General features: G+C 68.4%; 24 protein-coding genes and 2 tRNA genes. 8 read left to right on the top strand and 18 right to left on the bottom strand.

Annotated elements, in window-relative coordinates; translation table 11 throughout:
• Positions 1 to 88 precede the first annotated feature (88 nt).
• From ABT009_RS09840 to ABT009_RS09825, 4 genes are all read right to left on the bottom strand, one after another.
• On the bottom strand, positions 89 to 1,456 hold the full coding sequence (locus tag ABT009_RS09840) for a class E sortase (protein WP_351291482.1): 1,368 nt from the start codon (positions 1,454 to 1,456) through the stop codon (positions 89 to 91).
• The gene (locus tag ABT009_RS09835; RefSeq protein WP_351291480.1) at positions 1,453 to 2,091 is read right to left on the bottom strand and encodes an aminodeoxychorismate/anthranilate synthase component II; all 639 of its coding nucleotides are present in this window, start codon (positions 2,089 to 2,091) and stop codon (positions 1,453 to 1,455) included. The genes ABT009_RS09840 and ABT009_RS09835 overlap by 4 nt, the downstream gene beginning before the upstream one ends.
• A gap of 211 nt (positions 2,092 to 2,302) precedes the next feature.
• A complete protein-coding gene (locus ABT009_RS09830; protein WP_351292163.1) occupies positions 2,303 to 3,055 on the bottom strand; it encodes a class E sortase in 753 nt (250 codons plus the stop codon).
• 23 nt (positions 3,056 to 3,078) lie between these two features.
• Positions 3,079 to 3,858, bottom strand: coding sequence for a DUF881 domain-containing protein (locus ABT009_RS09825; RefSeq protein ID WP_351291478.1), 780 nt, complete (start codon positions 3,856 to 3,858; stop codon positions 3,079 to 3,081).
• A 141-nt stretch (positions 3,859 to 3,999) separates the two neighbouring features.
• Here ABT009_RS09825 and crgA point away from each other — a divergent pair, with 141 nt between their 5' ends.
• Complete coding sequence (gene crgA, locus ABT009_RS09820; protein ID WP_351291476.1) at positions 4,000 to 4,254, top strand: cell division protein CrgA; 255 nt, start codon at positions 4,000 to 4,002, stop codon at positions 4,252 to 4,254.
• Between the two features lie 243 nt (positions 4,255 to 4,497).
• Here crgA and ABT009_RS09815 read toward each other — a convergent pair whose 3' ends face one another.
• Together ABT009_RS09815 and ABT009_RS09810 are read right to left on the bottom strand one after the other, a co-directional pair.
• Positions 4,498 to 5,394: a rhomboid family intramembrane serine protease gene (locus ABT009_RS09815; RefSeq protein WP_351291474.1), complete on the bottom strand. Its 897-nt coding sequence runs from the start codon at positions 5,392 to 5,394 to the stop codon at positions 4,498 to 4,500.
• A gap of 114 nt (positions 5,395 to 5,508) precedes the next feature.
• Positions 5,509 to 6,042: a peptidylprolyl isomerase gene (locus ABT009_RS09810; protein WP_351291472.1), complete on the bottom strand. Its 534-nt coding sequence runs from the start codon at positions 6,040 to 6,042 to the stop codon at positions 5,509 to 5,511.
• Positions 6,043 to 6,395: 353 nt separating this feature from the next.
• On the opposite strand from ABT009_RS09810, the gene ABT009_RS09805 reads away from it, so the two are divergent.
• Positions 6,396 to 7,100 (top strand): DUF5324 family protein, encoded by a 705-nt coding sequence (locus ABT009_RS09805; protein WP_351292161.1) that lies wholly within the window; start codon positions 6,396 to 6,398, stop codon positions 7,098 to 7,100.
• A 314-nt stretch (positions 7,101 to 7,414) separates the two neighbouring features.
• Here ABT009_RS09805 and ABT009_RS09800 read toward each other — a convergent pair.
• A tRNA-Ala gene (locus tag ABT009_RS09800) sits at positions 7,415 to 7,487 on the bottom strand.
• 184 nt (positions 7,488 to 7,671) lie between these two features.
• On the opposite strand from ABT009_RS09800, the gene ABT009_RS09795 reads away from it, so the two are divergent.
• Together ABT009_RS09795 and ABT009_RS09790 are read left to right on the top strand one after the other, a co-directional pair.
• Positions 7,672 to 8,223, top strand: coding sequence for a DNA-binding protein (locus ABT009_RS09795; protein ID WP_351291470.1), 552 nt, complete (start codon positions 7,672 to 7,674; stop codon positions 8,221 to 8,223).
• A gap of 48 nt (positions 8,224 to 8,271) precedes the next feature.
• On the top strand, positions 8,272 to 9,705 hold the full coding sequence (locus ABT009_RS09790) for a serine/threonine-protein kinase (protein ID WP_351291468.1): 1,434 nt from the start codon (positions 8,272 to 8,274) through the stop codon (positions 9,703 to 9,705).
• A 28-nt stretch (positions 9,706 to 9,733) separates the two neighbouring features.
• Here the strand turns inward: ABT009_RS09790 and ABT009_RS09785 are convergent, their stop codons facing one another.
• The gene (locus ABT009_RS09785) at positions 9,734 to 11,071 is read right to left on the bottom strand and encodes a hypothetical protein (protein WP_351292159.1); all 1,338 of its coding nucleotides are present in this window, start codon (positions 11,069 to 11,071) and stop codon (positions 9,734 to 9,736) included.
• A gap of 134 nt (positions 11,072 to 11,205) precedes the next feature.
• Positions 11,206 to 11,334, bottom strand: coding sequence for a DLW-39 family protein (locus tag ABT009_RS09780; RefSeq protein ID WP_003999697.1), 129 nt, complete (start codon positions 11,332 to 11,334; stop codon positions 11,206 to 11,208).
• Positions 11,335 to 11,649: 315 nt separating this feature from the next.
• Here ABT009_RS09780 and ABT009_RS09775 point away from each other — a divergent pair, with 315 nt between their 5' ends.
• Entirely contained in the window at positions 11,650 to 11,988 is a 339-nt protein-coding gene (locus ABT009_RS09775; protein WP_351291466.1) for a DUF6344 domain-containing protein, read from the top strand.
• Positions 11,989 to 12,393: 405 nt separating this feature from the next.
• Here the strand turns inward: ABT009_RS09775 and ABT009_RS09770 are convergent.
• From ABT009_RS09770 to dnaA, 9 genes are all read right to left on the bottom strand, one after another.
• Positions 12,394 to 12,470, bottom strand: a tRNA-Ile gene (locus tag ABT009_RS09770).
• A 72-nt stretch (positions 12,471 to 12,542) separates the two neighbouring features.
• Positions 12,543 to 13,304, bottom strand: coding sequence for a DUF3566 domain-containing protein (locus tag ABT009_RS09765; protein WP_351291464.1), 762 nt, complete (start codon positions 13,302 to 13,304; stop codon positions 12,543 to 12,545).
• Positions 13,305 to 13,322: 18 nt separating this feature from the next.
• Positions 13,323 to 15,914, bottom strand: a complete 2,592-nt coding sequence (gene gyrA, locus ABT009_RS09760) for a DNA gyrase subunit A (protein WP_351291462.1) — start codon at positions 15,912 to 15,914, stop codon at positions 13,323 to 13,325.
• Between the two features lie 42 nt (positions 15,915 to 15,956).
• A complete protein-coding gene (gene gyrB / locus ABT009_RS09755) occupies positions 15,957 to 18,056 on the bottom strand; it encodes a DNA topoisomerase (ATP-hydrolyzing) subunit B (RefSeq protein WP_351291460.1) in 2,100 nt (699 codons plus the stop codon).
• A 286-nt stretch (positions 18,057 to 18,342) separates the two neighbouring features.
• Positions 18,343 to 18,915 (bottom strand): DciA family protein, encoded by a 573-nt coding sequence (locus tag ABT009_RS09750; protein WP_351291458.1) that lies wholly within the window; start codon positions 18,913 to 18,915, stop codon positions 18,343 to 18,345.
• Positions 18,912 to 20,033: a DNA replication/repair protein RecF gene (gene recF, locus ABT009_RS09745; RefSeq protein WP_351291456.1), complete on the bottom strand. Its 1,122-nt coding sequence runs from the start codon at positions 20,031 to 20,033 to the stop codon at positions 18,912 to 18,914. The genes ABT009_RS09750 and recF overlap by 4 nt, the downstream gene beginning before the upstream one ends.
• A gap of 50 nt (positions 20,034 to 20,083) precedes the next feature.
• A complete protein-coding gene (gene gnd, locus ABT009_RS09740; RefSeq protein WP_351291454.1) occupies positions 20,084 to 20,959 on the bottom strand; it encodes a phosphogluconate dehydrogenase (NAD(+)-dependent, decarboxylating) in 876 nt (291 codons plus the stop codon).
• Between the two features lie 137 nt (positions 20,960 to 21,096).
• On the bottom strand, positions 21,097 to 22,227 hold the full coding sequence (dnaN, locus tag ABT009_RS09735) for a DNA polymerase III subunit beta (RefSeq protein WP_351291452.1): 1,131 nt from the start codon (positions 22,225 to 22,227) through the stop codon (positions 21,097 to 21,099).
• Positions 22,228 to 23,229: 1,002 nt separating this feature from the next.
• Complete coding sequence (gene dnaA, locus ABT009_RS09730; RefSeq protein ID WP_351291450.1) at positions 23,230 to 25,227, bottom strand: chromosomal replication initiator protein DnaA; 1,998 nt, start codon at positions 25,225 to 25,227, stop codon at positions 23,230 to 23,232.
• Between the two features lie 376 nt (positions 25,228 to 25,603).
• Between dnaA and rpmH the strand changes: the two genes are divergently transcribed.
• From rpmH to yidD, 3 genes are read left to right on the top strand one after another with little or no spacing between them, the layout of a single operon-like run.
• Positions 25,604 to 25,741 (top strand): 50S ribosomal protein L34, encoded by a 138-nt coding sequence (gene rpmH, locus ABT009_RS09725; RefSeq protein ID WP_005482975.1) that lies wholly within the window; start codon positions 25,604 to 25,606, stop codon positions 25,739 to 25,741.
• A 19-nt stretch (positions 25,742 to 25,760) separates the two neighbouring features.
• Positions 25,761 to 26,132, top strand: a complete 372-nt coding sequence (gene rnpA, locus ABT009_RS09720) for a ribonuclease P protein component (protein WP_351291448.1) — start codon at positions 25,761 to 25,763, stop codon at positions 26,130 to 26,132.
• Positions 26,129 to 26,488, top strand: coding sequence for a membrane protein insertion efficiency factor YidD (gene yidD / locus ABT009_RS09715; RefSeq protein WP_351291446.1), 360 nt, complete (start codon positions 26,129 to 26,131; stop codon positions 26,486 to 26,488). Before rnpA ends, yidD begins: the two co-directional genes overlap by 4 nt.
• Positions 26,489 to 26,491 lie beyond the last annotated feature (3 nt).

The following is a 26,491-nucleotide window of genomic DNA, read 5'->3' as shown; positions in this document are numbered from 1 at the left end:
TCGTGTGTGTGCTGCGGCACATGCCTCGCCCGCACATGGGTCGGCTGCGCATGCGTCGCTGGTGGTACGTCGGCCACGGCCCCCTCGGCTACTCGACGAGCGCATCGGGCTTGCCCTTGCTGCGCGGCCGTACCTCGACCATCTTGCCCCAGACGATCATCCGGTAGGTACTGGTGAATTCCGGGGTGCAGGTGGTGAGGGTGATGTAGCGGCCCGGCTTGGTGAAACCGGATCCCTTGGGGATCGGGTCGAGGACGCTCGTGTTCTTCGGTGAGGTCTGCGGGAGGATGCTCGTCATCTTGTAGACGTAGTACGCGTCCTGGGTCTCGACCACGATCGGGTCGCCGGGCTTGAGGCGGTTGATGTACCGGAACGGCTCGCCGTGCGTGTTGCGGTGCCCCGCGACACCGAAGTTGCCCGTCTTGGCGTCCGGCATCGCCGTCTGGATGCTGTCCTTGCCGTAGTGGCCGACCATGCCGTGGTCGAGGACCTTCTGCTTGTCGATGCCCTCCGCGATCGGCACGACGACGTCCAGCTGGGGGATGTGCATGATGGCGAAGCCCTGCCCCGGCTCGAACGCTCCGGGGTTCCGCTTCCCCTGCGCCCAGTCGTCCTGCAGCGTGTGAGCCGCCGCATCGGTCTGCTGATGGGCGCGGACGTTCGTCCACCACAGCTGGTACGTGACGAAGAGCAGCATCAGCACACCCGTGGTGATGAATACCTCGCCTATCGCCCGGCTGGCCAGCACGGCGGGACTCGGCTTCCGGGCGCGCTCGGCGCGACGCGCCTCGAGCCGGGTGAGGGGCTTGGACGCGGCCTCTGCCGCTTCCTCCGGCGCCTCCGGGGAGACGGCCCGGGGAGCCGCCGAATGCCTTCCACCGCCGCGTCTGGCGGCGCGGCGGCGGGCTGCCCGGCCCTCTGCGGGAGCCACGGGGGCTGTGGAACGCGGTTCAGGGCCGCTTCCTGCCGAGGACGCGGCCCTGCGCGTGTCCTCCGTCCGCAGCCCCACCGTCTCGTCGTCGAGGATCGGACGGGGGTGCGGGATACGCAGGCCCACCGTCGCGCCGTCCGCGCCCGCAAGCACGCCGTCCGCCGGCGGTAAGGCCGGTCCGGCGGCAGAGGCAGGCGCGGCCTCCGCGTGCGGAGTCGGGGCGAGATGCTCGTGTGGCTGCGCATGGGGCTGGGCAGCGTACGGCTCCTGCCCGTATGCGGCCGCTTGTCCGTCGTACGACGGCTGTTCCTCGTACGAAGGCTGAGAGGGAGCATGCGTCCCGTACCAGTGGGGGTGCTGCCCCGGCAGCGGGTCGCTCAGCGGGTCGGCCAGCTGATCCACGGCCGCCTCGAACGCGTCCGCCTCGAAGGCCTCGGCGCCCTGGAACGCGTCGGCGCCCCCGTACGCGTACTCGTCGTACTCGCCGTACGGGGCACCCTCGCGCTCGGGGCGCAGCGCGGTCACGCCGTAGCCCTGCCCACCACCGGGGCGAGCCCGGCCGATCTCTCGATCGCACCCGGGTCTCCGCACTCGACCAGCCAGTTGGCGAGCATCCGGTGGCCATGCTCCGTCAGCACGGACTCGGGATGGAACTGCACGCCCTCCACCCGGTGTTCACGGTGGCGCAGGCCCATGATGATGCCGTCCTGCGTACGGGCCGTGACCTCCAACTCGTCCGGGATCGTGGACGGCTCGGCGGCCAGTGAGTGGTAGCGGGTCGCGGTGAAGGGCGAGGGCAGGCCGGCGAAGACGCCCTTGCCCTCGTGCTCGACGAGGGACGTCTTGCCGTGCAGCAGCTCCGGAGCGCGGTCCACGACGCCGCCGTACGCCACCGCCATCGACTGCAGCCCGAGGCAGACGCCGAAGACGGGCACACCGGTCACGGCGCAGTGGCGCACCATGTCGATGCACACGCCCGCCTGCTCGGGCGCCCCGGGGCCGGGTGAGAGCAGCACGCCGTCGAAGCCGTCCTGCGCATGGGACGTGGCGACCTCGTCGTTGCGGCGGACCTCGCACTCGGCGCCCAGCTGGTACAGGTACTGGACCAGGTTGAAGACGAAGCTGTCATAGTTGTCGACGACGAGAATGCGCGCGCTCACTGGCCGTTCACCGTCACATCGTTGAAGGGGAGCAGAGGCTCGGCCCAGGGGAAGATGTACTGGAAGAGGACGTAGACCACAGCGAGGATCAGCACCAGCGAAATCAGTGCCCTCACCCATGCGTTTCCTGGCAGATGCCGCCAGATCCAGCCGTACATGCCGTCCCTTCCGTCGCACCACGGCACCAGACTCACGCCGTACGGGCACCAGCCTAACGGCGCAACGCCTTCGGTTTCCCGGCCTCCACAGGCTGAGTGGCGTCGAGATGGGCCCAGACGATCAATCGGTGGCTATGGCCCCACTCCGGCTCACACGTCGTCAGCGTGAGATAGCGCCCCGGACGGTCGTATCCGGACTTCCGCGGCACGGGGTCGATCACGGCGATATCGCTGGGCACCGTCTTGTACGGCCTGGTGTCGATGCGGTACGTGAACCACGTCCTGCCGTCGGTCAGGACCACCGCATCGCCGGGGCGCAGCCTCGGGAAATCCTTGAAGGGGTCGCCGTAGGTGCGGCGGTGGCCGGCGACGGCGAAGTTGCCCTTCCGGCCGAGCTGAGCGGTGCCGGTGTAGTGGCCGAGGCCCTTTTTCAGGGTGTCGGTCTTGGTGCCTTCGAGCACGGGCTTGTTCCACGTGAAACCAAGGCGGGGGATGTACATCACGGCGAAGGGTCTGCCGTCCTTGTAGGAAGCGGGCTTCTTCGCGGGCTTCTTCGTCTCGGCGGGCGCGGACTCACCCCCGTTCTTCTCCGGGGTGGCGCCGGTGCCCTTGTCCTCGCCGGTCCCGCTTCCCCCGGCGGAGGGGAGTGAACCCTGGGCCCACCGGTCCTGCAGCTGGTCGATCTGGTCGTCCATGGCACCGTCGGCCTGCACACCGGTCCAGAACAGCGTGTAGCAGACGAAGAGCACGATCAGGGCGCCGACGGTGATGCACAGTTCGCTGAACGTCCTGACGATCACTCGCAGCGACACCGCCGGCCTCCCGGGCGTTACTCCACAGGCTTCGCGTAATGGAGATCCACTGTGCCCGAATAGCCGGGAAGAGTCACCGACCCGTCCTCCTCGACTTTCCACCCGAGCCCGTACGCATTGACGTACAGCATGTAGTTCTGGATCTCGGGGGAGGCCGCGAGGGCCGCCTGCAGCTTCTCCGGGTCGCCGACCGCGGTCACCTTGTACGGCGGGGAGTAGACGCGGCCTTGGAGGATCAGGGTGTTGCCGACGCAGCGCACCGCGCTGGTGGAGATCAGCCGCTGGTCCATGACCTTGATGCCCTTGGCGCCGCCCTGCCACAGGGCGTTGACGACGGCCTGCAGATCCTGCTGGTGGATGACGAGGTCGTTGGGCTGCGGTTCCGGGTAGCCGGGGAGCTTGGCGGTGGCGTTCGGCGAGGCGTCGTTGAGGGTGACGGAGACGGCCTGGCCGCGGAGCTTTTTGGTGCCGGCGTTCTCCTCCAGTGCCGCCAGCTTGGCGTCCTCGGCCTTCGTGCTGCCGTCGTCCCGTTCGGCGAGCGACTCGACGTCCTCACGCAGCGCGCTGTTCGACTCGTCGAGCTCGCCGTTCCTGTGGCTCCGCTCCTGGATGAGATCGGAGAGCCTCAGCAACGACGCGTCGGTACGGATATTGGTGCCCTTGGCCGTGTTGAAGCTCGTGAAGAAGATCAGCCCGGCGAGAGCAAAGACGGCAATCGTGAGCAACCGCACAGGTCGCCACCGCGATTTACGATCGGGACTGGATTGGATCCCCGGGGAGTCGGCAGAATTGCTCAACGTACCCTTACTCCTTACGGCGCCACGGAAGCACTACGCTAACCGACGCCCGGGGGAGCCCTCAGATTCCCCTTGTACGCTGCCCCAGGGCCAGCCCAGTTCCCTGCGCGGCCACGCAGCGCATCGACAGGAGAGACCCTCGTGCCGAAGTCACGTATCCGCAAGAAGGCCGACTACACGCCGCCGCCGTCGAAGCAGGCGGCGAACATCAAGCTGACCAGCCGCGGCTGGGTGGCTCCGGTGATGCTGGCGCTGTTTGTGCTCGGCCTCGCCTGGATCGTCGTCTTCTATGTGACCGACGGCTCGCTGCCGATCGACTCCCTGGGCAACTGGAACATTGTCGTCGGCTTCGGCTTCATCGCCGCGGGGTTCGGCGTCTCCACCCAGTGGAAATAGCTCACCTCCAGGCTCTGCCCCCAGCTATCCACTGAGTTATCCACAGCTCTGTCCACAGTGGGGAAAAGGTCAGAAGATCTGTGGATAACCCACCGGTTTTGCTGCCGGTGTGACTGACCCACCACTGTTCGGATCCCTGTTCGGCCCCTTGTCCTTCCTGCGAAAACCCAGGTCAGCGACAAGGGGCACACTCGTTCCCCACGGCATGCACAGGATCAGCCACACGCTGTGGACAACGGGGGCTCAAGTGAGCTGCGCCGTCCTCATCAGCACCATCACGAGCGACACGGCGAGCACCACCGCACAGGTCGCGCTCTGGATCAGCGTTCGGCGCTCCCGGGGCGCGTGCACCATGGCGTATCCGACCACGACACCGCCGACGAGTCCGCCCACATGGGCCTCCCAGGCGATGTTGGCCCAGGTGAACGTGAAGACCAGGTTGATCACCAGCAGCGCGATGACCGGCCGCATGTCGTAGTTGAGCCGCCGCATCAGAACGGCGGTCGCGCCGAACAGCCCGAAGATGGCCCCGGAGGCGCCGAGCGACGGCTGGTTCGGGGCGGCGAGGAGATAGGTCAGAGCGCTGCCCGCCAGCCCCGAGACCACATACAGGGCGATATAGCGGGCGCGGCCCAGCGCGGCCTCAAGCGGCGCGCCGATCCACCAGAGGCTGAGCATGTTGAAGGCGATGTGAACGACGCCGCCGTGCAGGAACATCGCTGTCACCAGCCGGTACCACTGCCCGTCCGCGACGCCCTCGAGTGATCCGAGTAGTGGGACGTAGGCGCGCCCGATCAGATCGAAGCTGTCCGTGAACCGGTCGCCGATCGAGAGCTGCACCACGAAGACGGCGAGGTTGATCCCGACGAGGATCTTGGTGACCAGGCGCGGGTCCGAGGCCATCGTGCCGCCGGCGATGGTGCGGGGCTGGTTGGCGGCCGGGGCATGACCCGTGCCGGAGCCCTCACGCACGCAGTCGGGGCACTGGAATCCGACCGAGGCATTGAGCATGCACTCAGGGCAGATGGGGCGCTCGCAGCGGGTGCAGCGAATGCCCGTCTCCCGGTCCGGGTGCCGGTAGCAGCCGGGCAGGCTCTGGGCGTCCTGCGGGCCCTGCGGGTTGCCTGGCGCCTGGTCCATGGGGGTTCCCCTCGTCTCCGTACACAACGCACCGCCCCGCCCATCCTTACGGACGGGCGGGGCGTTTGGTTCCCTGCAGGTCCCATGCGGGCGTGCCCGCGGGATCCCGTGGGCTCAGCCCTGGCGGGTCTCCACGACGACCGACTCGATGACGACGTCGTTGACGGGGCGGTCGGTGCGCGGGTTCGTCTGGATGTTGGCGATGGCGTCCACGACCTTCTGGCTGGCCGTGTCGGTGACCTCGCCGAAGATGGTGTGCTTGCGGGTCAGCCAGGCGGTCGGCGCGACGGTAACGAAGAACTGCGAGCCGTTGGTGCCCGGACCGGCGTTGGCCATGGCCAGCAGGTAGGGCTTGTCGAAGGCGAGGTCCGGGTGGAACTCGTCCTCGAACTGGTAGCCAGGACCGCCGGTGCCGTTGCCCAGCGGGTCACCGCCCTGGATCATGAAGCCGCTGATCACCCGGTGGAAGACCGTACCGTCGTAGAGCCTGTCGGTGGACTTCTTGCCGGTCTGCGGGTGGACCCACTCCCGCTCGCCCTGGGCGAGCTCGACGAAGTTCTTGACCGTCTTCGGCGCGTGGTTCGGCAGCAGCCGCACCTCGATGTCGCCGTGGTTGGTCTTCAGGGTGGCGTAAAGCTGCTCAGCCACGATCTGCCTTCCGTTGTCCTCTGTGACCCTCCGATCCTCGCACGGATGGTCTCTGCCGTCTTCGCACGGATGGTCCGTGCCTCGCCGGGCACTTTCAGCCTGCCGGACCGCACCTCTTTACCGGGGAAAAACAGCCGCACAGCAGCCAAAGGGGCGCGTCGCGCCGGGATCCGTGGCATTGTCGTCGACAAGCTCCCCTTGCACCCGTATTGCTCGCAGTTTCCCTGAGTCATGGCTGATGACGCTGATGACCCGGATGCCCGCCCTCGCATGCCGCGGAGCTTTCCGACAGGCATGATCCCGATAAGGGTGGAAAGGTGAAATACCTGTACGCCACCGAGGAGGAGGATCCCGTGACCCGCATCGACAGCGTGCGCGCCGCGACCGGCTCGGCGAAGGACAGCGTGTTGCACGCCGCGGAAGTGGTGGCGCCCTACGCCGACACGGCCAAGGACCGGGCCGCGCACTACGCACACGAGGCACGTGTACGCCTCGCACCGAAGGTGTCGCACGCCGCACAGCAAGCGGCGGAACAGGCCCGTGCCCAGTACGGCTCATATGTTGCGCCGCGCCTGGAGCAGGCACGCACCCATGTGCCACCCAAGGTCGACTACGCGGCTCATGAGGCCGCGGTCCGGACCCGCAGGGCAGCCCGCCAGGCCGCCGACTATTCGAGGCCGCGTATCGAGCAGGCCGTCGCCGCGGCCGGCCCGGTCCGCGAGGAGGCAACCGCCCGCAGTGTGGCGGCGCTGGCCGCGCTGCGCGGCCAGGTTTCCCCCAAGGAGATCCAGAAGCTGGTCCGCAAGCACGAGCGCCGAGCGAAGGCCGGGCGGTTCGCCAAGGGGCTTGCCGTGCTCGCCACCCTCGCCGGGGGCGCCTTCGCCGCCTGGAAGTGGTGGGACAAGCAGGCCAACCCCGACTGGCTGGTCGAGCCGCCGGCTGCCACCGAAGTGTCCGACAGCGGTGCGCTGAGCTCGGTGGACGGCAGCCAGCTCGATCCGGACGTCCAGGCGAAGCAGGCCGCGGCAGAGGCGGCCGAGCGCAACGAGCGAGACTGAGCGCCACCAACGCCGTCGGGCGGGAGACCAGCCGGTCTCCCGCCCGACGGCGTTTCACGTGAAACCGCCACGCGGATCCTCCACGTGCTCGACCTGTGCCATCTCTCACATGGCGCTCAGCTCACATGGCGCTCGGCCGGCGCTTTGCCTGCGGTTTGCGCAAAGGACGATCAAGGAACGGTCGTCGATTCCGTACAAAAGCCGCGGCAGAGCACGCGAGAGTCACTGGCAGAGGCCGGCACGGAAGAAGCATGCAGAACACCAAAGGCGACGCCGCCCGCGCTGTCCGCGGGCGGCGTCGCCTGTTGTCCGTGTGGAGCCTAGGGGAGTCGAACCCCTGACATCTGCCATGCAAAGACAGCGCTCTACCAACTGAGCTAAGGCCCCGAAAACGATGCGTCCGCCGGCAGAAACCACCTCCCGGCAAGCACCGGGGACCAGAGTACCGGGTAACCCCGGGGATCTCGCAAAAGGATTGGGGCTCCCGGTCCACGATCCCTCTTCGTAAGATGCTCGACGTGGTTCGCAGCAGCGAACCGCGCGGTACTTGGGGAAGCGATGGGGAGACGCAATGGATGCCGCACAGCAGGAAGCGACCACGAGAGCACGGGAGCTGCAGCGGAACTGGTACGGAGAGCCGTTGGGGGCGCTCTTCCGTAAGCTGATCGACGACTTGGGCCTCAACCAGGCGCGGCTCGCCGGGGTGCTCGGTCTTTCCGCACCCATGCTGTCCCAGCTGATGAGCGGCCAGCGCGCCAAGATCGGCAATCCGGCGGTGGTCCAGCGCGTCCAGCTGCTGCAGGAGCTGGCCGGCCAGGTCGCGGACGGCAGCGTGAGCGCCGCCGAGGCGACCGAGCGCATGGACGAGATCAAAAAGTCGCAGGGAGGCTCCGTGCTGAGCGCCAACACTTCGCAGACGACGTCGAGTTCGGGCGCGCCCACGGTCAAGCGTGTCGTCCGCGAGATCCAGTCCCTGCTGCGGTCGGTCGCCGCCGCCGGCGACATCATCGAGGCAGCCGACACGCTCGCCCAGGACCATCCTGAGCTGGCAGAGTTCCTGCGGGTGTACGGCGCCGGCCGCACGGCGGACGCCGTCGCCCACTACCAGGCGCATCAGAGCTGAGCCGGCGGCCGGGCCGCCGGACCGCCGAACCGGGAGCTGGGCACGACGATGGGTGAGATCTTCGCCGGGCGGTACGAACTGGCCGACCCGATCGGACGCGGGGGAGTCGGGGCGGTCTGGCGCGCCTGGGACCATCGGCGGCGCCGTTATGTGGCCGCCAAGGTCCTGCAGCAGAGTGATGCGCACACGCTGCTGCGCTTCGTACGCGAGCAGGCGCTGCGGATCGACCATCCCCACGTGCTCGCTCCCCTCAGCTGGGCCGCCGACGACGACAAGGTCCTGTTCACCATGGACCTCGTCGGCGGCGGCTCGCTGGCGCATCTGATCGGCGACTACGGCCCGCTGCCGCCGGGCTATGTCTGCACTCTGCTCGACCAGTTGCTGTCGGGTCTCGTCGCGGTGCACGCCGAGGGGGTCGTGCACCGCGACATCAAGCCCGCCAACATCCTGCTCGAGGCGACCGGCACCAAGCGGCCGCATCTGCGGCTGTCGGACTTCGGCATCTCGATGCGCAAGCGCGAGCCGCGGCTCACCGAGACGGACTTCGTGGTGGGGACGCCGGGTTACTTCGCGCCCGAGCAGATGCTGGGCGCGGAACCGGACTTCGCCGCCGATCTGTATGCCGTGGGCCTGGTGGCCCTGTATCTGCTGCAGGGCGTCAAGCCGGACGCGAAGGCGCTCGTCGAGCGCTTCACGGCTCAGGGCACGCCAGGCGCGCCGCAGGGCATCCCCGAGCCTCTCTGGCAGGTCGTCGCGACGTTGCTGCAGCCGGATCCGCAGGCGCGGTTCCGTACGGCGACGGGGGCGCGCAAGGCGCTGGCCTCTGCCGCCGAGATGCTGCCCGAGCCGGGGCCGGACGACGAGCTGGTCGAGGTCTTCGACCAACTCGGGCCGCTCCCCGGGGGATTCGGCGCCGACGGGCCCGTCACGACGTCGCCCCGGTCGGAGCAGACCGAGGCTTTCGCCCCCGCCGAAGCTCCGGCTGGCGCTGATCCCTCGATGCCGCAGCATGCTTCGACACCGCGCCATCCCTCGATGTCGGGGACGGGCAGCTTCCACCTCGCTCCACCACCGGAGGGGAGCCCGGTGCCGCCGTCGAGCCCTCTGCCAGGCCTGTCAGCACCGCCGACGGCTTCCGTCGATCTCTCGCAGGCCGCGACAGCCGCGGTCCAGCCGGATACCGCGCCCACGCGTCCGTACACGGCTCAGGTGCCACAGGCCCCAGTTCACGGGTACCAGCCCCCACAGCCGCTCCAGCCGGGCCCTGCGGACCTGCACGTCCCGGGGACCGCCCCCGGAACCGCCTCTGGGACCACCCCCGGAACAGCCCCGGTGATCGCTCCGGGAGCCGCTCAGCTGCCGTACGCGCCGCCCCGGAACCCCGACCGGCGGCCGGGCCCGCCCGCCAAGGTGACGATCCCGGTGCTGGCGGTCGCGCTGGTCTGCTTTGCCGTGGGCATCTGGGCGCTGACGCAGATCTGACCCGGAACCAGCTCGAGCCGCCGGATCCTCAGGGCGTCCCGTACTCCCGGGAGACCCCGGCCGCCCGTCGTCGCGCCACCACCGTCCAGGCGCCGAGGAACAGCACCAGCGCGGCTCCCGTGCCGAAACTGCAGGCAGCGACCAGCTTCATGGTGTCGCCGCGTGCGACCTCGGCCTCCGTCTCCCCGCTCGCCGCCGCGTCCTTGTCCCCGTCCGTGACGCTGAAGGCGTCGGCGGGCTGTGGGGACCCGTCGTACTCGGGTCCGGCCTGCGCCGCCCCTCGTACCGTCACGCGCAGCGTCAGCCCGTAGGGCCCCTCACCGAACTCGTCTGCGATCGCGGGGTTGAGGTGGACCGCGAGGTAGTACCAGCCGGCGAACCGCATCCCGCTCGCCCTGTCGTCGCTGTCATAGCGGTTCTTGTAGGCGACCGGGGGCAGCGGGTCCAGGGCTTCCGACTTCTGCTCGCCGTCGTATCCGGTGCTGGTGTCGACGACAAAGCCGCGCACCGGGTTGTACAGGGCCGTGACCAGGGCGTTGCCCACGTATCCGTTGCCCTCGCGCGCGCTGCCCAGCTCGGCGGTGACGAAGAGCTGCTGCCCCCAGTCCACGGGCACGCGGTAGAAGAGCGTCTCCCCTGCCTCGATGTCGTCCTTCCACACGCCCTGCGTCAGCCCGCGCGCCTCACTGAAGCCGGCTCCCCCCTTGCGCTGCTTCGGCTCGCCGTCGAGCGGCCCCGGCGACGCGGAGTCCCAGGCCTCGGGCGGCACCGTCGAACCGCTCTGCTTCAGGGCCGGCTCGGACACGTACTGGAGCTCGAGGTCCCAGTCCTCCGGGGTCGACTGGGAGGTGCCGGTTCGCTCGACGACCACGTAGTACGTACCGGCCTCCTGGCAGTACGACTCGGTGGGTCCGATGGTCCGCGAGGCCCAGGCGGCGATGGGCCGCGCACTCTCGGCCGCGCCGAAGTGCTCCTCGCTGTACGAGCACGTGCGGCCGTCGCCGTCCTGCACGGTGACCTTGATGCCGTCCGCGTACATGACCTGCTCTGCCGGCTTCGGCACGACGGTGACGGAGACGTATGCGTTGGACGTGGCGTCGAGTTGGAGGCGGTAGTACAACTTGACGTCGTCGCGCGGAAGGGGGCTCCTGTACGTGGAGCCTGCCTTCAGCTTTTCGGCATCTGTGTTGCTGGTGGCGCCTTCGACCCGTGCCGCGTCATCGTCGAAGGCATACGAGCGCGGTGTGCCGGTAGCCGCCGAGGCCGGCGCCCCAGAGAGTACGGCGGATACGCAGAGCGAGCCCAGGACAGCCAGCGCAGCTCCCACAGCGGCCCACGACCTGCGGTAGTACCGGCTCGCGATCATCACGCGCCACCCCTCGTCACACTTTGCATCAGCAAGCAAAAAATTTACTCAAGTGAAGAGAATCGGCCGAACCCGGCAGCACAAAGCCCCGGTCACCATGCGACCGGGGCCCGTGAAGAGACTGCCAGGGATACTCACGAACCCGTGGGCACGGAGTCAGTCGCCTCCGTCCACAGATCCTGCTCGGCGCGATCCGCCTGGATCTGGCGGTACACGAGGAGTCCGCCGATGGCGGCCAGTGCGACCAGGAGAAGCTTCTTCACCGCGCGACCTCGTCTTTCCTTGACGTAGGGGACCTCTGGCGCCCGACTATACACACCGATCGATATCGATCGGTGACCTGCGTCGGCCCTCAACTGCCGCCCCGGATCCAGCAGTCGAACCGGACGGAATCCCGCCGGCCACCCCGTGCATGCCGAGACTTTCGCCGCACTTGAGGGCTTTTCTGCCCATCTGCGCCCATCCGGGTGGTGTTCATCCGAAGATCGATGCGCCATGGGCGTCGGTCCACCACTCTCCGCCCGTCATACACATCATGAGGAAAGTACGCAAATCGCCCGACCCGAATGGGAGAGATCATGGCCGCCAACAAGGTCATCAAGCTGTGGACCGTCCTGCTTTCCGCCGTCCTCGCGGTGCTCGCCGCTCTCGGTTTCGCCACGACGGCCACCGCGGCCGCCGCCGTACAGCAGCCGGCGGAATCCTGCAACGGCACGGCGGACGCGACGGTACCGGCGCCCCGCGCGGTCCACTGGAGGCCTCCGTACGTCGGGTCCCTGCCGCCCACGATGAAGCAGCGCATCCACGCCGAGGCCCACGGCTCATCCCCCACCTGCCGCCGCCTGCCGGCCGCCGACGCCACCGCAACCGCCGCCATGACAGGCAAAGCCGATGTGGCGGAAGTCCCCGCCCTCTGAAGCCCCGCGCAGACACAGCCGGATCGCAGGAAACAGAAGTTCCCGCACCACCGCAGTCCCGCATCACAGAAGCTCATGCATCACGTATCAGCGCAGCTCATGCATCACGTATCAACGCAGCTCACTCCACAGGGCAGTCTCCACGAGCTGCTCACGCAGCACAGCAGTCCCCAAGACCTGAAGCGCTCCAGCAACAGAGCCCCGGCGTGACGCTCGATCTCCGCCGGTTCCCCGCCTTTCGCCCACGCCCCGTAGAACGCGACAAGCAGAAGCATCGTCCCGCGGTCCGAGGCAGGGGCAGAGGCCCGAAGCAAAGCCGCACGGCAGACGACAAGAGGACGCAGACGACAAGAGGACGACGAACGTCAAAGACCCCCAGTCGGGATCGACTGAGGGTCTTATCGGTGGTGGGGCTAACAGGACTTGAACCTGTGGCCTCTTCCTTATCAGGGAAGCGCTCTAACCGTCTGAGCTATAGCCCCGTCGCGCTGCGCGCTGACCTCTGAAGATTAGCGCACGACGCGGCCAGTCCCAAAATCGGTAATCGGGAGGCCTTACTCGTCCTCGGCGAGGGTCAGCTCGACACCGCCCACGAAGCCCGCGGAGAGGTTGTAGATGAAGGCGCCGAGCGTCGCCAGCGCCGTGGCGAGGACGACGTCGATCACCGCGATGATCGACGTGAACATCAGGACGTTCGGCAGCGACAGGAACGACTGCAGGTCGAAGCCGTTGGACTCGTTGGAGCCCGTCGCCTCGGCGATCGTCCCGCCCACCGTGGAGAAGACGCCCATGGCGTCCATGACCATCCACAGCACCGCCGCAGCAACGATTGTGCAGACGCCCAGCGCGATGGAGAGCATGAAGCTCACCTTCATGACGGACCACGGGTCGGCCTTGGCCACCCGCAGCCGTGCCTTGCGCGTACGCGGCATCGTCCGCGCCCCCGTGCGCGCCCTGCGGACGGCCTCGGGGGCAGGCGTGGGAGACGGGGCAGGCGCGGGCCCCTGATACGCCTGCGGCGGATGGTACGGCTGAGCAGGCTGCTGGCTGGGCTGGTGGGACTGAGGAGACTGATGGGGTCCCTGCTCCCCGGGTAGCGGACCCGCCGTGCCGCCGGCCTGGGCCTGGGCCTGGCCTGCCGCCCCGTCCGGGCCGGGAGCGTATCCGTCGTACTGCTGAGTCCCCGGTCCTCGGGTATCCGTCACAGTTCCCCCCTGGGATCCATGAGAGTCATGGGAGTCCGCCGAGTCGGTGGCGGGGCCACGAACGCCGTCCGCTCCGGTTCCGTTCGTTCCGGCGCCCGTGGCTCCGCTCACGCTGGCTCACTCCTCGTGCTACTCGGCCGTGGACTCCGTGCCCTCGTCCGTGCCGGCGGCGGTCGCGTCACCGGCCGATTCGCCGACGACCTCCACGCCGTCGACCTCCTCGGCCTCACGACCGGCCTCGGCGTTACGTGCGATGCCGACCACGGCATCGCGCTTGCCCAGGTTGATCAGTTGGACGCCCATGGTGTCACGGCCCGTCTCCCTGACCTCATTGACTCGCGTACGAATCACGCCGCCGCCCAGCGTGATGGCGAGGATCTCGTCGCTGTCCTCGACCACCAGCGCTCCGACGAGCGAACCGCGGTCCTCCACGATCTTGGCGGCCTTGATACCGAGGCCGCCGCGGCCCTGGACGCGGTAATCGTCGACGGCGGTCCGCTTCGCGTACCCGCCATCAGTGGCAGTGAACACGAACGTACCGGGACGGACAACATTCATCGAGAGCAGTTCGTCGCCCCCGCGGAAGCTCATGCCCTTCACGCCCGACGTGGCGCGGCCCATCGGGCGCAGCGTGTCGTCCGTTGCGGTGAACCTGATGGACTGGGCCTTCTTGCTGATGAGCAGCAGATCGTCATCCGCCGACACCAGTTCGGCGCCGATGAGCTCGTCGTCCGAGCCGTCCTCCTTCTCACGGAGGTTGATGGCGATGACGCCGCCCGAGCGCGGGGAGTCGTAGTCCTTGAGGGCGGTCTTCTTGACCAGGCCGCCCTTGGTGGCGAGGACCAGGTACGGCGTCGCCTCGTAGTCCCGGATGGCGAGGATCTGCGCGATCGCCTCGTCCGGCTGGAAGGCCAGCAGGTTCGCGACGTGCTGGCCGCGCGCGTCCCGTCCGGCGTCCGGCAGTTCGTACGCCTTGGCGCGGTAGACGCGGCCCTTGTTGGTGAAGAACAGCAGCCAGTGGTGCGTGGTCGACACGAAGAAGTGGTCGACGATGTCGTCTTCCTTGAGCTTCGCGCCGCGGACGCCCTTGCCACCGCGCTTCTGCGCGCGGTAGTCGTCGGTCTTGGTGCGCTTGACGTAGCCGCCGCGAGTGACCGTGACGACGATGTCCTCCTCGGCGATCAGGTCCTCGATGGACATGTCGCCGTCGAAGGGGATCAGCTTGGAGCGGCGGTCGTCGCCGTACTTCTCGACGATCGCGGCGAGTTCCTCGCTGACGATGCCGCGCTGGCGGACCGGCGACGCGAGGATCGCGTTGTACTCGTTGATCTTCGCCTGGAGCTCGTCGTGCTCCTGCAGGAGCTTCTGGCGCTCCAGGGCGGCCAGCCGGCGAAGCTGCATCTCGAGGATGGCGTTGGCCTGGATCTCGTCGATCTCCAGCAGGCCCATCAGGCCCGTGCGCGCGGTCTCGACGGTGTCGCTGGCCCGGATGAGGGCGATGACCTCGTCGATCGCGTCGAGCGCCTTGAGCAGACCGCGCAGGATGTGGGCGCGCTCCTCGGCCTTGCGCAGCCGGAACCGGGTGCGCCGGACGATGACCTCGATCTGGTGCGTCACCCAGTGGCGGATGAACGCGTCCAGCGAGAGGGTGCGCGGCACGCCGTCGACGAGCGCCAGCATGTTGGCGCCGAAGTTCGTCTGCAGGTCGGTGTGCTTGTAGAGGTTGTTCAGGACGACCTTGGCGACCGCGTCGCGCTTCAGCACGATCACCAGGCGCTGGCCGGTGCGGGAGCTCGTCTCGTCGCGGACGTCGGCGATACCGCCGATCCTGCCGTCCTTGACGAGATCGGCGATCTTCTGCGCCAGGTTGTCCGGGTTGACCTGGTACGGCAGTTCCGTGACCACCAGGCACTGGCGGTTCTGGATCTCCTCGACCTCGACGACCGCGCGCATCGTGATGGAGCCGCGACCGGTGCGGTACGCCTCCTCGATGCCCTTGCGGCCGACGACGAGGGCGCCGGTCGGGAAGTCCGGGCCCTTGATCCGCTCGATCAGCGCGTCCAGGAGCTCCTCGTGCGAGGCCTCCGGGTTCTCCAGGTACCACTGGGCGCCGGCCGCGACCTCGCGCAGGTTGTGCGGCGGGATGTTGGTCGCCATGCCGACCGCGATACCGGCGGAGCCGTTGATCAGCAGGTTCGGGAAGCGGGACGGCAGGACGGTGGGCTCCTGGGAGCGGCCGTCGTAGTTGTCCGTGAAGTCGACGGTCTCCTCGTCGATGTCGCGGACCATCTCCATGGACAGCGGCGCCATCTTGCACTCGGTGTAGCGCATGGCGGCCGCGGGGTCGTTGCCCGGGGAGCCGAAGTTGCCGTTGGAGTCCACCAGCGGCATCCGCATCGACCACGGCTGCGCGAGGCGGACCAGCGCGTCGTAGATCGAGGAGTCGCCGTGCGGGTGGTAGTTGCCCATGACGTCGCCGACGACGCGGGCGCACTTGTAGAAGCCCCGCTCGGGCCGGTACCCACCGTCGTACATGGCGTACAGCACGCGGCGGTGGACGGGCTTCAGGCCGTCCCGTACGTCGGGCAGCGCGCGCGACACGATGACGGACATCGCGTAGTCGAGATACGAGCGCTGCATCTCGGTCTCGAGCCCGACGGGCTCGACGCGGAGCGTCTGACCCTCGTCCTCGGGGATGTTCGGAATGTTCTCGTCGGCCATTGCGGGTGAAGATCCTTCCTGGTGCGGTCAGCCGTGACCGACTCAGATGTCGAGGAAGCGGACGTCCTTGGCGTTGCGCTGGATGAACTGGCGGCGCGCCTCGACGTCCTCACCCATGAGGACCGAGAACAGGTCGTCGGCCTGGGCGGCGTCGTCGAGCGTGACCTGGCCGAGGACGCGGTGCTCCTGGTCCATCGTGGTGATGCGCAGCTCCTCCGCGTTCATCTCGCCGAGGCCCTTGAAGCGCTGGACCGAGTCGTCCCTGATGCGCTTGCCGTTCTGGCGGCCGAGTTCGATCAGCGCGTCGCGCTCGCGGTCCGAGTACGCGTACTCGAAGTCGTCCCGGCCCCACTTGATCTTGTACAGCGGGGGGCGCGACAGGAAGACGTGACCGGCCTCGACCAGCGGGCGCATGAAGCGGAACAGGAAGGTCAGCAGCAGCGTGTTGATGTGCTGGCCGTCGACGTCGGCGTCCGCCATCAGGATGATCTTGTGATAGCGGAGCTTCTCGATATCGAAGTCCTCGTGGACTCCGGTGCCGAAGGCCGAGATCAGCGCCTGGATCTCCTGGTTCTGCAGGATCTTGTCGATCCGCGCCTTCTCGACGTTCAGGATCTTGCCTCGGATGGGCAGGATGGCCTGAACCTCGGGGTTCCGGCCGGACTTGGCCGAGCCGCCGGCGGAGTCACCCTCGACGATGAAGATCTCGCACTTGGTGGGGTCGTTCGACTGGCAGTCGCTGAGCTTGCCCGGCAGGGACGCCGACTCCAGCAGGCCCTTGCGACGGGTCAGGTCGCGGGCCTTGCGGGCCGCCACGCGCGCGGTGGCCGCCTGGATGCCCTTGCGGATGATGTCCGCTGCCTCGTTGGGGTTGCGGTCAAGCCAGTCGTTGAGGTGCTCGTAGACGGCCTTCTGGACGAAGGTCTTCGCCTCGGTGTTGCCCAGCTTGGTCTTGGTCTGGCCCTCGAACTGCGGCTCGCTGAGCTTCACCGAGATGATCGCGGTCAGACCCTCACGGATGTCGTCACCGGTGAGGTTGTCGTCCTTCTCGCGCAGCAGCTTCTTGTCGCGCGCGTACTTGTTGATCAGGTTGGTGAGCGCTGCGCGGAAGCCCTCTTCGTGCGTACCGCCCTCGTGCGTGTGGATGATGTTGGCGAAGGAGTACACGCCCTCGCTGTAACCGCTGTTCCACTGCATCGCGACTTCGAGGGACAGGCTCTTGTCCTTGTCCTCGGCCTCGAGGTCGATGACTGAGGGGTGCACCGCGTCGCCCTTGCGGGAGTTGAGGTACTTCACGAAGTCGACGATGCCGCCGTCGTAGTGGTACGTGACGGTCTTGACCTCGGCGGTCTCGTCCGCGCCCGCTTCGTCCGCCCCGGATGTGGCCTTCGCCGACTCACGCTCGTCGGTGAGTTTGATCGTCAAACCCTTGTTGAGGAACGCCATCTCCTGGAAGCGCCGCGAGAGCGTCTCGAAGGAGTACTCGGTGGTCTCGAAGATGTCCGGGTCGGCCCAGAAGGTCACCGACGTGCCAGTCTCGTCCGTCGCCTCGTGCTTGTCGAGCGGGGCCGTCGGGACGCCCATCTTGTATTCCTGCGTCCAGCGGTAGCCGTCGGTCTTGACCTCGACGGAGACCTTGCTCGACAGGGCGTTCACGACGGAGACGCCGACACCGTGCAGACCACCGGAGACCGCGTAGCCGCCGCCGCCGAACTTGCCGCCCGCGTGCAGCACGGTCAGCACGACCTCGAGGGCCGGCTTGCCCTCGGAGGGGACGATGCCCACGGGGATGCCACGGCCGTTGTCGACGACGCGCACACCACCGTCGGCGAGGATCGTCACGTCGATCGTGTCCGCGTGCCCGGCCAGGGCCTCGTCGACCGAGTTGTCGACGACCTCGTACACGAGGTGGTGGAGTCCGCGCTCACCGGTCGAGCCGATGTACATGCCGGGGCGCTTGCGGACCGCGTCCAGACCCTCGAGGACTGTGATGGCGCTGGCGTCGTACGACGAGGCTGCCTCGCTGGGGGCCCCGTTGGGCGCCCCCGCGGGCATCTCACCGGACGCGCCGGCGGCAGTGGACGGAATGTTCTCGTTGGGGTTGCCGGAATCGGCCACGAAGCGCCCTTTCTGGCACAGCACAAGCCAAGCTCCCGGTGGCGGCCGGAGCGGCTGCGGCGTGATGCGGTGGTAAGCCTTGTTCAGCTCTTGCTCAGCTTTGCCCGTTCGGTCCCCGCAAGCGGGGCGGGATTGTCACCCAGTCTACCGGTAGCGCCGACAGTGATGGGGGTTTGCCGGTACCTGAGTCCGCATGTGCCGCCCTGAACCGGTCTCGGCCGACTCCCCATATGCGGAGCGGGGCTCCAAGAGGCTCACAGCGGCACTCAGCGCTTCGAGGTGTCAACCCCCCGCTACCGTTCGACGGGGGTCAGCCGTATGTGTCGCCGGGGCCTGTGCTTCCGGGGGCGCGCAGGGGGCCGAAGCGGCGGGCGGGACCGCCGGGGCCCTGGACCTTGATGAGCTTGACGGTGCCGTGGCCGAGGTCCTCGTTCAGGCGCGCGACCAGCTGCGGAGCCAGCAGCCGCAGCTGCGTCGCCCAGGCCGTGGAGTCGCAGACCACCGTCAGGACGCGCTCGTCCTCGTCGTACCGCTGCGGTACGCAGTGCCTGGCCAGGTCGGGGCCGACGATCTGCGGCCAGCGGCCCATGACACCGCCGACGGCGGCCGGGGTCTCCCAGCCGCGCTCGGTGATCAGCCGGTTGATGGCGGCGCCCAGCGCCATGGGGTCGCGGCCGTCGGCGCGCGCGCCGGAGCGCAGGCCGCCCCTTCTGGCCTGTTTCTTCTGCTGTGCGGCGGCGCCACGCGCGCGTGCCTGCTCCTTGGCCGCGCGGAGGGCGACGCGGGCGAGGTCCACACCGCTGGGTTCGGGCACCTTGGGGCCGGGCTCCGCGGGCCGCTCGTCAGAGGCCCCGCCCGTACCGCCGGATGTGATATCGCTCATACCCGCTCCACGGTGCCCTCGGACACCACGAACCGTGCGCCCGTCAGTACGGCCGGTACGTCGTCGTCTACGGCGGCCGTGACCAGCACCTGCTCGCCGGGGGCGACGAGCTCCGCGAGCCGTTCGCGGCGCCGGGCGTCGAGCTCGGCGAACACATCGTCGAGAACGAGCACCGGCTCAGCTCCTTCGGCCCGCAGCAGGTCGTATGACGCCAGGCGCAGAGCCAGCGCGAACGACCACGACTCGCCGTGACTCGCGTATCCCTTCGCGGGAAGCTGGCCGAGTTTGAGCAGCAGATCGTCGCGGTGAGGGCCGACCAAAGTCACGCCCCGCTCGATCTCCTGTTTGCGCACCTCGGCGAGCGCGGCCATCAGCTGTTCGTACAGCTCTTCGCGCGTGTGGCCCTCACCGGGCGCGGACGGCTTGTACTCCAGCGCGACCGGGCCGCCGCCGGGCGCCAGCTGCTCGTACGCCTTGTCGGCCAGCGGCTGCAGCGCCGCTATGAGGTCCAGCCGCTGGGCGAGCAGCTCGGCGCCCGCGCGCGCGAGGTGCTGGTCCCATACGTCGAGTGTGGACAGGTCCATGGAGCGGCCGCCGTGCCTGCGGGCGAGCGCGGCCGTCTTGAGGAGGGTGTTGCGCTGCTTCAGGACGCGGTCGTAGTCGGAGCGCACCCCGGCCATGCGCGGGGCGCGCGCGGTGATCAGCTCGTCGAGGAAGCGCCGGCGCTCTCCGGGATCGCCCTTGACGAGCGCAAGGTCCTCGGGCGCGAACAGCACGGTCCGTACGATGCCCAGCACGTCACGCGGTCTGACCTGCGACGATCTGTTGATCCGGGCGCGGTTGGCCTTGCCCGGGTTGAGCTCCAGTTCGACGAGCTGCTGGCGCTCTCCCTGCCGTACGGCGGCCCGGATGATCGCGCGCTCGGCTCCCATGCGGACGAGCGGGGCGTCCGATGAGACGCGGTGGCTGCCAAGAGTCGCCAGATAGCCGACGGCTTCGACGAGGTTCGTCTTGCCCTGCCCGTTCGGGCCGACGAAAGCGGTGACGCCCGGGTCGAGCGGGACCTCGACCCGGGCGTACGAGCGGAAGTCGGCCAGCGACAGATGCGTGACGTGCATGGTCGTTCGCCGACCTCCCCCAGGGTGTTTCGGGTGTTGCTCGGTACTGCTTAGTTCTTCTCGACCGCGTGGCCGCCGAACTGGTTGCGCAGGGCCGCGATCATCTTCATCTGCGGGGAGTCGTCCTGGCGCGAGGCGAAGCGGGCGAACAGCGACGCGGTGATCGCCGGCAGCGGGACCGCGTTGTCGATGGCGGCCTCCACCGTCCACCGGCCCTCGCCGGAGTCCTGCGCGTAGCCCTTCAGCTGCTCCAGGTGCTCGTCCTCGTCGAGGGCATTGACCGCGAGGTCCAGCAGCCAGGAGCGGATGACCGTGCCCTCCTGCCAGGACCGGAAGACCTCGCGGACGTCGGTGACCGAGTCCACAGCTTCCAGCAGCTCCCAGCCCTCGGCGTAGGCCTGCATCATCGCGTACTCGATGCCGTTGTGGACCATCTTCGCGAAGTGGCCGGCGCCCACCTTGCCCGCGTGCACCGAGCCGAACTCGCCCTCCGGCTTCAGGGCGTCGAAGATCGGCTGCACCTTGGCGACGTTCTCCTTGTCGCCGCCGTACATCAGCGCATAGCCGTTCTCCAGGCCCCATACGCCGCCGGAGACACCGCAGTCGACGAAGCCGATGCCCTTGATGCCCAGCTCGACGGCGTGCTTCTCGTCGTCCGTCCAGCGGGAGTTGCCGCCGTCCACGACGACGTCGCCCGGCTCCAGCAGGGCGGCCAGCTCGTCGATGGTGGACTGGGTCGCGGCACCGGCCGGGACCATCACCCACACCACCCGCGGGCCCTTGAGCTTGCCCACAAGCTCCTCGAGGCTGTGGACATCGGCGAGTTCCGGGTTGCGGTCGTATCCGATGACGGTGTGACCTGCGCGGCGGATCCGCTCGCGCATGTTGCCGCCCATCTTGCCGAGGCCGACGAGACCGAGCTCCATCAGTGGTTCCTTCACTTAGCGAGGTGGCTTTCCGGCACTTTCGTACCCGCGTCCGAGCCTACGCCCGGACCGGCGTGCACACCTGTGGGCTCAGCCGCTCAGGCGATCCCACCTGCGGTGATGCCCGCCCCCGACTCTCAGCCCGAGAGCCGGACCGGCATGATCAGGTACTTGTACGCCTCGTCCGCCTCGGCGTCCACGGCCGGCTTGCCGCTGAGCAGGGCCGGCTTGGTGGACGTCGTGAAGGAGAGCTGCGCCACCGGGGAGTCGATGGCGCTCAGGCCGTCCAGCAGGAACGTCGGGTTGAAGGCGATCGAGATGTCGTCGCCCTCCAGCTGGGCGTCCACCCTCTCCACAGCCTGTGCATCGTCGCTGGAACCGGCCTCCAGGGTGAGCACACCCTGCTCGAAGCTGAGCCGCACCGGCGTGTTCCGCTCGGCCACAAGAGCCACACGCTTGACGGCCTCGACGAACGGGCCGGTCTCGATGACCGCGACCGAGTTGAACTCCGTCGGGAACAGCGTGCGGTACTTCGGGAGGTCGCCCTCCAGCAGGCGGGTCGTCGTACGACGCCCGGCGCCCTCGAAACCGATGAGGCCCTCGCCTGCGCCCGAGCCGGACAGCGCCAGGGTGACGCTGTCGCCGCTGGTGAGCGCCTTGGCGGTGTCCAGGAGCGTCTTGGCGGGGACCAGGGCGACCGCGGAGGCGTCCGGGTTCTCCGGCTTCCACAGGAACTCGCGGACCGCGAAGCGGTAGCGGTCGGTGGAGGCCAGCGTGACCGTGTCGCCCTCGATCTCGATGCGCACGCCGGTGAGGACAGGGAGCGTGTCGTCTCGGCCGGCGGCGATGGCCACCTGGGCGGCCGCGGAGGCGAAGACCTCGCCGGGGACCGTGCCCGTGGCGTTCGGCATCTGCGGCAGCGCCGGGTACTCCTCCACAGGCAGGGTGTGGAGTGTGAACCGGGACGAGCCGCAGACCACGGTCGCCCGTACACCGTCTGTGGAAATCTCCACCGGGCGGTTGGGGAGGGCGCGGGAGATGTCGGCGAGGAGCCGGCCGGAGACGAGCACGGTGCCCTCCTCCTCGACCTCGGCCTCGACCGAGACGCGCGCCGACACCTCGTAGTCGAAGCTGGACAGGCTCAGCGCGCCGTCCTCGGCCTTCAGCAGAAGGCCCGCGAGGACGGGCGCAGGCGGACGGGCCGGAAGGCTGCGCGCCGCCCAGGCCACCGCCTCCGCGAGTACGTCGCGTTCCACCCGGATCTTCACCGTAAGCCGCCTCCTGCTGTTGCTGGCTGCTCTCGCCTGCTCGCTTCGTCGTCTGGCTCGGTGTCGCTCGGCCCTCGGGAGGGAAGGACACCGGGAGACCAGTCTGACGCACGGCACTGACAGCTGGTGCCCCTCGGGGTCAAGTCGTACCGGGCGGCACTGGAGCACCGGACCGCGAGTTGTGCACAGGCCCCCCTTCCAGGCGAATTCCCTGGTCTATCTAGTCAGGGGTAGTAGTAGGGCCTGTGGAAACCGTGGATAACCGCGAATGCGCAGGTCAGAGGCGGTTTTCTATCCACCGGGCCTGTGGGCGGGAGCGGTGGACAACAGGGGGCTTCTGTGGACAGGGAAAAGTTCTGCACACCCGATGCACAGGACGGGGCCACTTCTCCCCAGCGCCGTCCCCAGCTTTACCCACGTTCCCCACAGCCCAATCGGGCAACTTGATGTGACGCCTTTCACTCGTGCCAGTGAGAGCGTGCGTTGCGTTGCCGAACAGTGGACAGGTGTGTGGAGAAGCTGGGGAAAGCTGGGGACAACGCCCCTCTGCCTGTGGGCCGCCGGTGGACAACGTCTCGGGCCTCTTGTGGACCAATTTTCTGTCCACAGCCTGTGGAGATCGCTCATCCACGAATCCACAGGTCCCTGGCCTGGGTAGATGGTCTCGCGTCAGCGTCCCCTGTGGACACGATCTGGACAACTCGGCAGTCCCCAGGGTGTGGAGGAAGGAAAACCCCCGTTTCTGTGGAGAAGAGGCCGGGCGGACCTGGGAATCGAACACGTCACTGACCTCCGGCATCCGCCCGGGAGGCCACGCCGCAGCCGTGGAACGACGAAGGGCGCCCCGGGAACTCGTCCCTGGACGCCCTGCACGCGCGCGTGCGCGCCGCCATCAGCTTGTCGTGAGTGTGCCTCAGCCGTTCCTCAGAATGTGGTCAGCCGCTCCCTGAGCGCGCCGTCAGCCGTCCCTGAGAGTGCGGTCAGCCGCTCGTGAGCGCGCCGTCAGCCGTTCTTGATGCGGTTTGTGAGCTCGGTGACCTGGTTGTAGATGGAGCGGCGCTCCGCCATCAGCGCGCGGATCTTGCGGTCCGCGTGCATCACCGTCGTATGGTCCCGGCCGCCGAACTGCGCGCCGATCTTCGGCAGCGACAGATCGGTGAGCTCGCGGCAGAGGTACATGGCGATCTGGCGGGCCGTCACCAGCACGCGGCTCCGCGAGGATCCGCAGAGGTCATCCACCGTCAGCCCGAAGTAGTCGGCGGTCGCAGCCATGATGGCGGTCGCCGTGATCTCCGGCGCCGAGTCCTCGCCCCCCGGAATCAGGTCCTTGAGGACGATCTCCGTCAGGCCGAGGTCCACGGGCTGACGGTTGAGGGATGCGAACGCCGTCACCCGGATCAGTGCGCCCTCGAGCTCGCGGATGTTGCGCGAGATCCGGGAGGCGATGAACTCCAGCACCTCCGGAGGCGCGTTGAGCTGCTCCTGCACCGCCTTCTTGCGGAGGATCGCGATACGCGTCTCCAGCTCGGGCGGCTGGACGTCGGTGATCAGACCCCACTCGAAGCGGTTGCGCAGCCGGTCCTCCAGCGTCACCAGCTGCTTGGGCGGCCGGTCCGAGGACAGCACGATCTGCTTGTTCGCGTTGTGGAGCGTATTGAACGTGTGGAAGAACTCCTCCTGCGTCGACTCCTTCTCCGCGAGGAACTGGATGTCGTCGACGAGCAGGATGTCCATCTCGCGATACCGCTTGCGGAAGCTGTCGCCCTTGCCGTCGCGGATGGAGTTGATGAACTCGTTGGTGAACTCCTCGGAGCTCACGTAGCGCACGCGCGTGCCCGGGTAGAGGCTGCGCGCGTAGTGCCCGATCGCATGCAGCAGATGCGTTTTGCCGAGCCCCGAATCCCCGTAGATGAAGAGGGGGTTGTACGCCTTCGCGGGTGCCTCGGCGACGGCGACGGCCGCGGCGTGCGCGAAGCGGTTCGAGGCGCCGATGACGAACGTGTCGAACAGGTACTTGGGATTCAGGCGCGCCGTGGGCTCGCCGGGACCCGTCGCGGGGGCCGGTTGCGCGGCCAGCGGGCCGGGTGCGCCGCTCGAGGCGGGTAGCGCGGAGCCGACGGGCCCGCCGCCGTGCATGCCGTGGCCGCCGTGCGCCCCGGGCCCGGGGCGGCCACCGTGTCCGGCCGGTCCTGACGACCTGTCCGGAAGATCGTGGCGGGCGCGCTGTTCGTACTCGGAGCGCTGCTGCTCGTACTGAGGGCGTTCCGAGTCGTAGTGCGCGCGCTCCGTCTCGTAGCGCTGCCGGTCCGATTCGTACGGTGAACGGTCCGATTCGTACGGGGACCCCGGCTCGTACGGAGAACGGTCCCCCGGCTGCGACCGGTAGTCGCGCTGAGGTGCCGACGACGGCGTCGCGTACGGGTCGCGGTCCGGGAAACCGAGCCGCGGCTGCTGCCAGCTGTACTCGTCCTGGGCCGGGCGCGGCCAGGCGCCGGGCTCGGGACGCTGGTAGTCGCCCGGGTAGGCGGGGCGGACCGTCGGCAGCTGATCGCGGTGCCCCGTGTGATCGTCGGTGGGAGGCTGGCCGTACCCCTCGTACGTGTCTCGGCCCTGGCCGGACTCGGAGGGGAGCTCGGGCTCCTCGTAGCGCTGCGGTGACGAGCCCACCGCCCGGGCTGCGTCACGCGGGGCGGAAGCCGGCGCCGGGGGTACCGGGGGCTCGCCCACGGAGTCGTCGACCGTGATCGCGATACGGATCGGGCGGCCGCACTCGCGGCTCAGCGTCTCGCTGACGACGTGCGCGAGCCGGCCTTCGAGAACACCCTTGGCGAATTCGTTCGGAACGGCGAGCAGCGCGGTGTCGGCGACGAGTGCCAGCGGCTGACACCGCCTGATCCAGTGCTCGTCCTTCGCCTCGACGCCCTGACCGCGGCCCTCCCCGAGGAGCTGTTCCAGTACTCGTGGCCACACTGCGGCAAGATCGGCAGGTACGTCAGCCACAGGGCACGCTCTCTCACAGGTCCCACGAACGTGTGGTTCTCGGGACGGTCAGGGTCTGAATCGGGAAGGGCGGGGGCAGGGGGGAACGAATCGGAGTCCAGCCACGGTAGTCAGGGTGGCCGGTACGGTTCAAGTTGTTGTCCCCAGCCTGTGGATAGTGTCCCCCAGGCGTCGCTGGTTTGACCGGACGGCGCAGCCCCGCGTACCGTAACCAGGTCGAGTTGTCGATGGCTGCTGCCGCCTGCCTCCGATGGGCATAGATCACGATCAGTGATCGGGAAGCGGTGCACTCGGGCGTATTGCGAGCTACTCGTGGGCGCACGGTGACAGCCACGCGACACCCCGCCAGCCACCCAATCATTTCTGGAGCCCCCGAGTGAGCAAGCGCACCTTCCAGCCGAACAACCGTCGTCGCGCGAAGACCCACGGCTTCCGCCTGCGGATGCGCACCCGTGCCGGCCGCGCGATTCTCGCGAACCGCCGCAGCAAGGGTCGCGCCAGCCTGTCCGCCTGATCACACAGGTCATGACGTCGTGCTGCCTTCCGAGCATCGGCTGAGGCGGCGCGAGGACTTCGCGACCGCGGTACGCCGAGGACGCCGGGCCGGACGCCCGCTTCTCGTCGTCCACCTACGTAGCGGTGCAACGGACCCGCACGCGCCTGGGGAGAGCGTCTCCCCGTCGCGTGCGGGTTTCGTCGTGAGCAAGGCAGTGGGTGGTGCGGTCGTCCGCAACACGGTGAAGCGCAGACTTCGCCATCTGATGCGTGATCGGTTGCCCCAGCTGCCCCCCGGTAGCCTGGTAGTCGTACGAGCGCTGCCCGGTGCGGGTGACGCCGACCATGCACAGCTGGCCCGTGACCTGGATGCCGCCCTTCAACGACTGCTGGGAGGGGGCGCGCGATGAAGTACCCGCTGCTGGCTCTCATCAAGCTCTATCAGTGGACGATCAGTCCGCTGCTGGGGCCGGTGTGCAAGTACTACCCGTCGTGTTCCCACTACGGCTACCAGGCCATCGACCTGCACGGTGCGATCAAGGGAACGGCACTCACTGCCTGGCGCATTCTGCGGTGCAATCCGTGGTCGCTCGGCGGTGTCGACCATGTTCCTCCGCGCAAGCGTCCGCGGTGGCACGAAATGCTGCGCAACGCATGGCGCGAACGCAAGGGCGGGACCTCCGCCGAGGGCGTGCCTTCCATAGGGCACCGTCCTGACCCCTCGAGCTCGGCCGCCGAGACCCCGTCCCATGCTCAAGGAGCCTGATTA

This window comes from Streptomyces sp. NPDC002896, assembly GCF_040295225.1.
In the GTDB taxonomy this organism is placed as follows: domain Bacteria; phylum Actinomycetota; class Actinomycetes; order Streptomycetales; family Streptomycetaceae; genus Streptomyces.
Note: the sequence above shows the minus strand (reverse complement) of the source record. Positions and strands in the feature narration are given on the sequence as shown.

Coding starts and splice junctions, on each gene's coding strand:
- ABT009_RS09790 (WP_351291468.1), top strand. CDS start 8,272: ATGGGTGAGATCTTCGCCGGGCGGTACGAACTGGCCGACCCGATCGGA.
- ABT009_RS09785 (WP_351292159.1), bottom strand. CDS start 11,071: ATGATCGCGAGCCGGTACTACCGCAGGTCGTGGGCCGCTGTGGGAGCT.
- yidD (WP_351291446.1), top strand. CDS start 26,129: ATGAAGTACCCGCTGCTGGCTCTCATCAAGCTCTATCAGTGGACGATC.
- recF (WP_351291456.1), bottom strand. CDS start 20,033: ATGCACGTCACGCATCTGTCGCTGGCCGACTTCCGCTCGTACGCCCGG.
- ABT009_RS09775 (WP_351291466.1), top strand. CDS start 11,650: ATGGCCGCCAACAAGGTCATCAAGCTGTGGACCGTCCTGCTTTCCGCC.
- gyrA (WP_351291462.1), bottom strand. CDS start 15,914: ATGGCCGACGAGAACATTCCGAACATCCCCGAGGACGAGGGTCAGACG.
- gnd (WP_351291454.1), bottom strand. CDS start 20,959: ATGGAGCTCGGTCTCGTCGGCCTCGGCAAGATGGGCGGCAACATGCGC.
- ABT009_RS09815 (WP_351291474.1), bottom strand. CDS start 5,394: ATGGACCAGGCGCCAGGCAACCCGCAGGGCCCGCAGGACGCCCAGAGC.
- ABT009_RS09750 (WP_351291458.1), bottom strand. CDS start 18,915: ATGAGCGATATCACATCCGGCGGTACGGGCGGGGCCTCTGACGAGCGG.
- ABT009_RS09795 (WP_351291470.1), top strand. CDS start 7,672: ATGGATGCCGCACAGCAGGAAGCGACCACGAGAGCACGGGAGCTGCAG.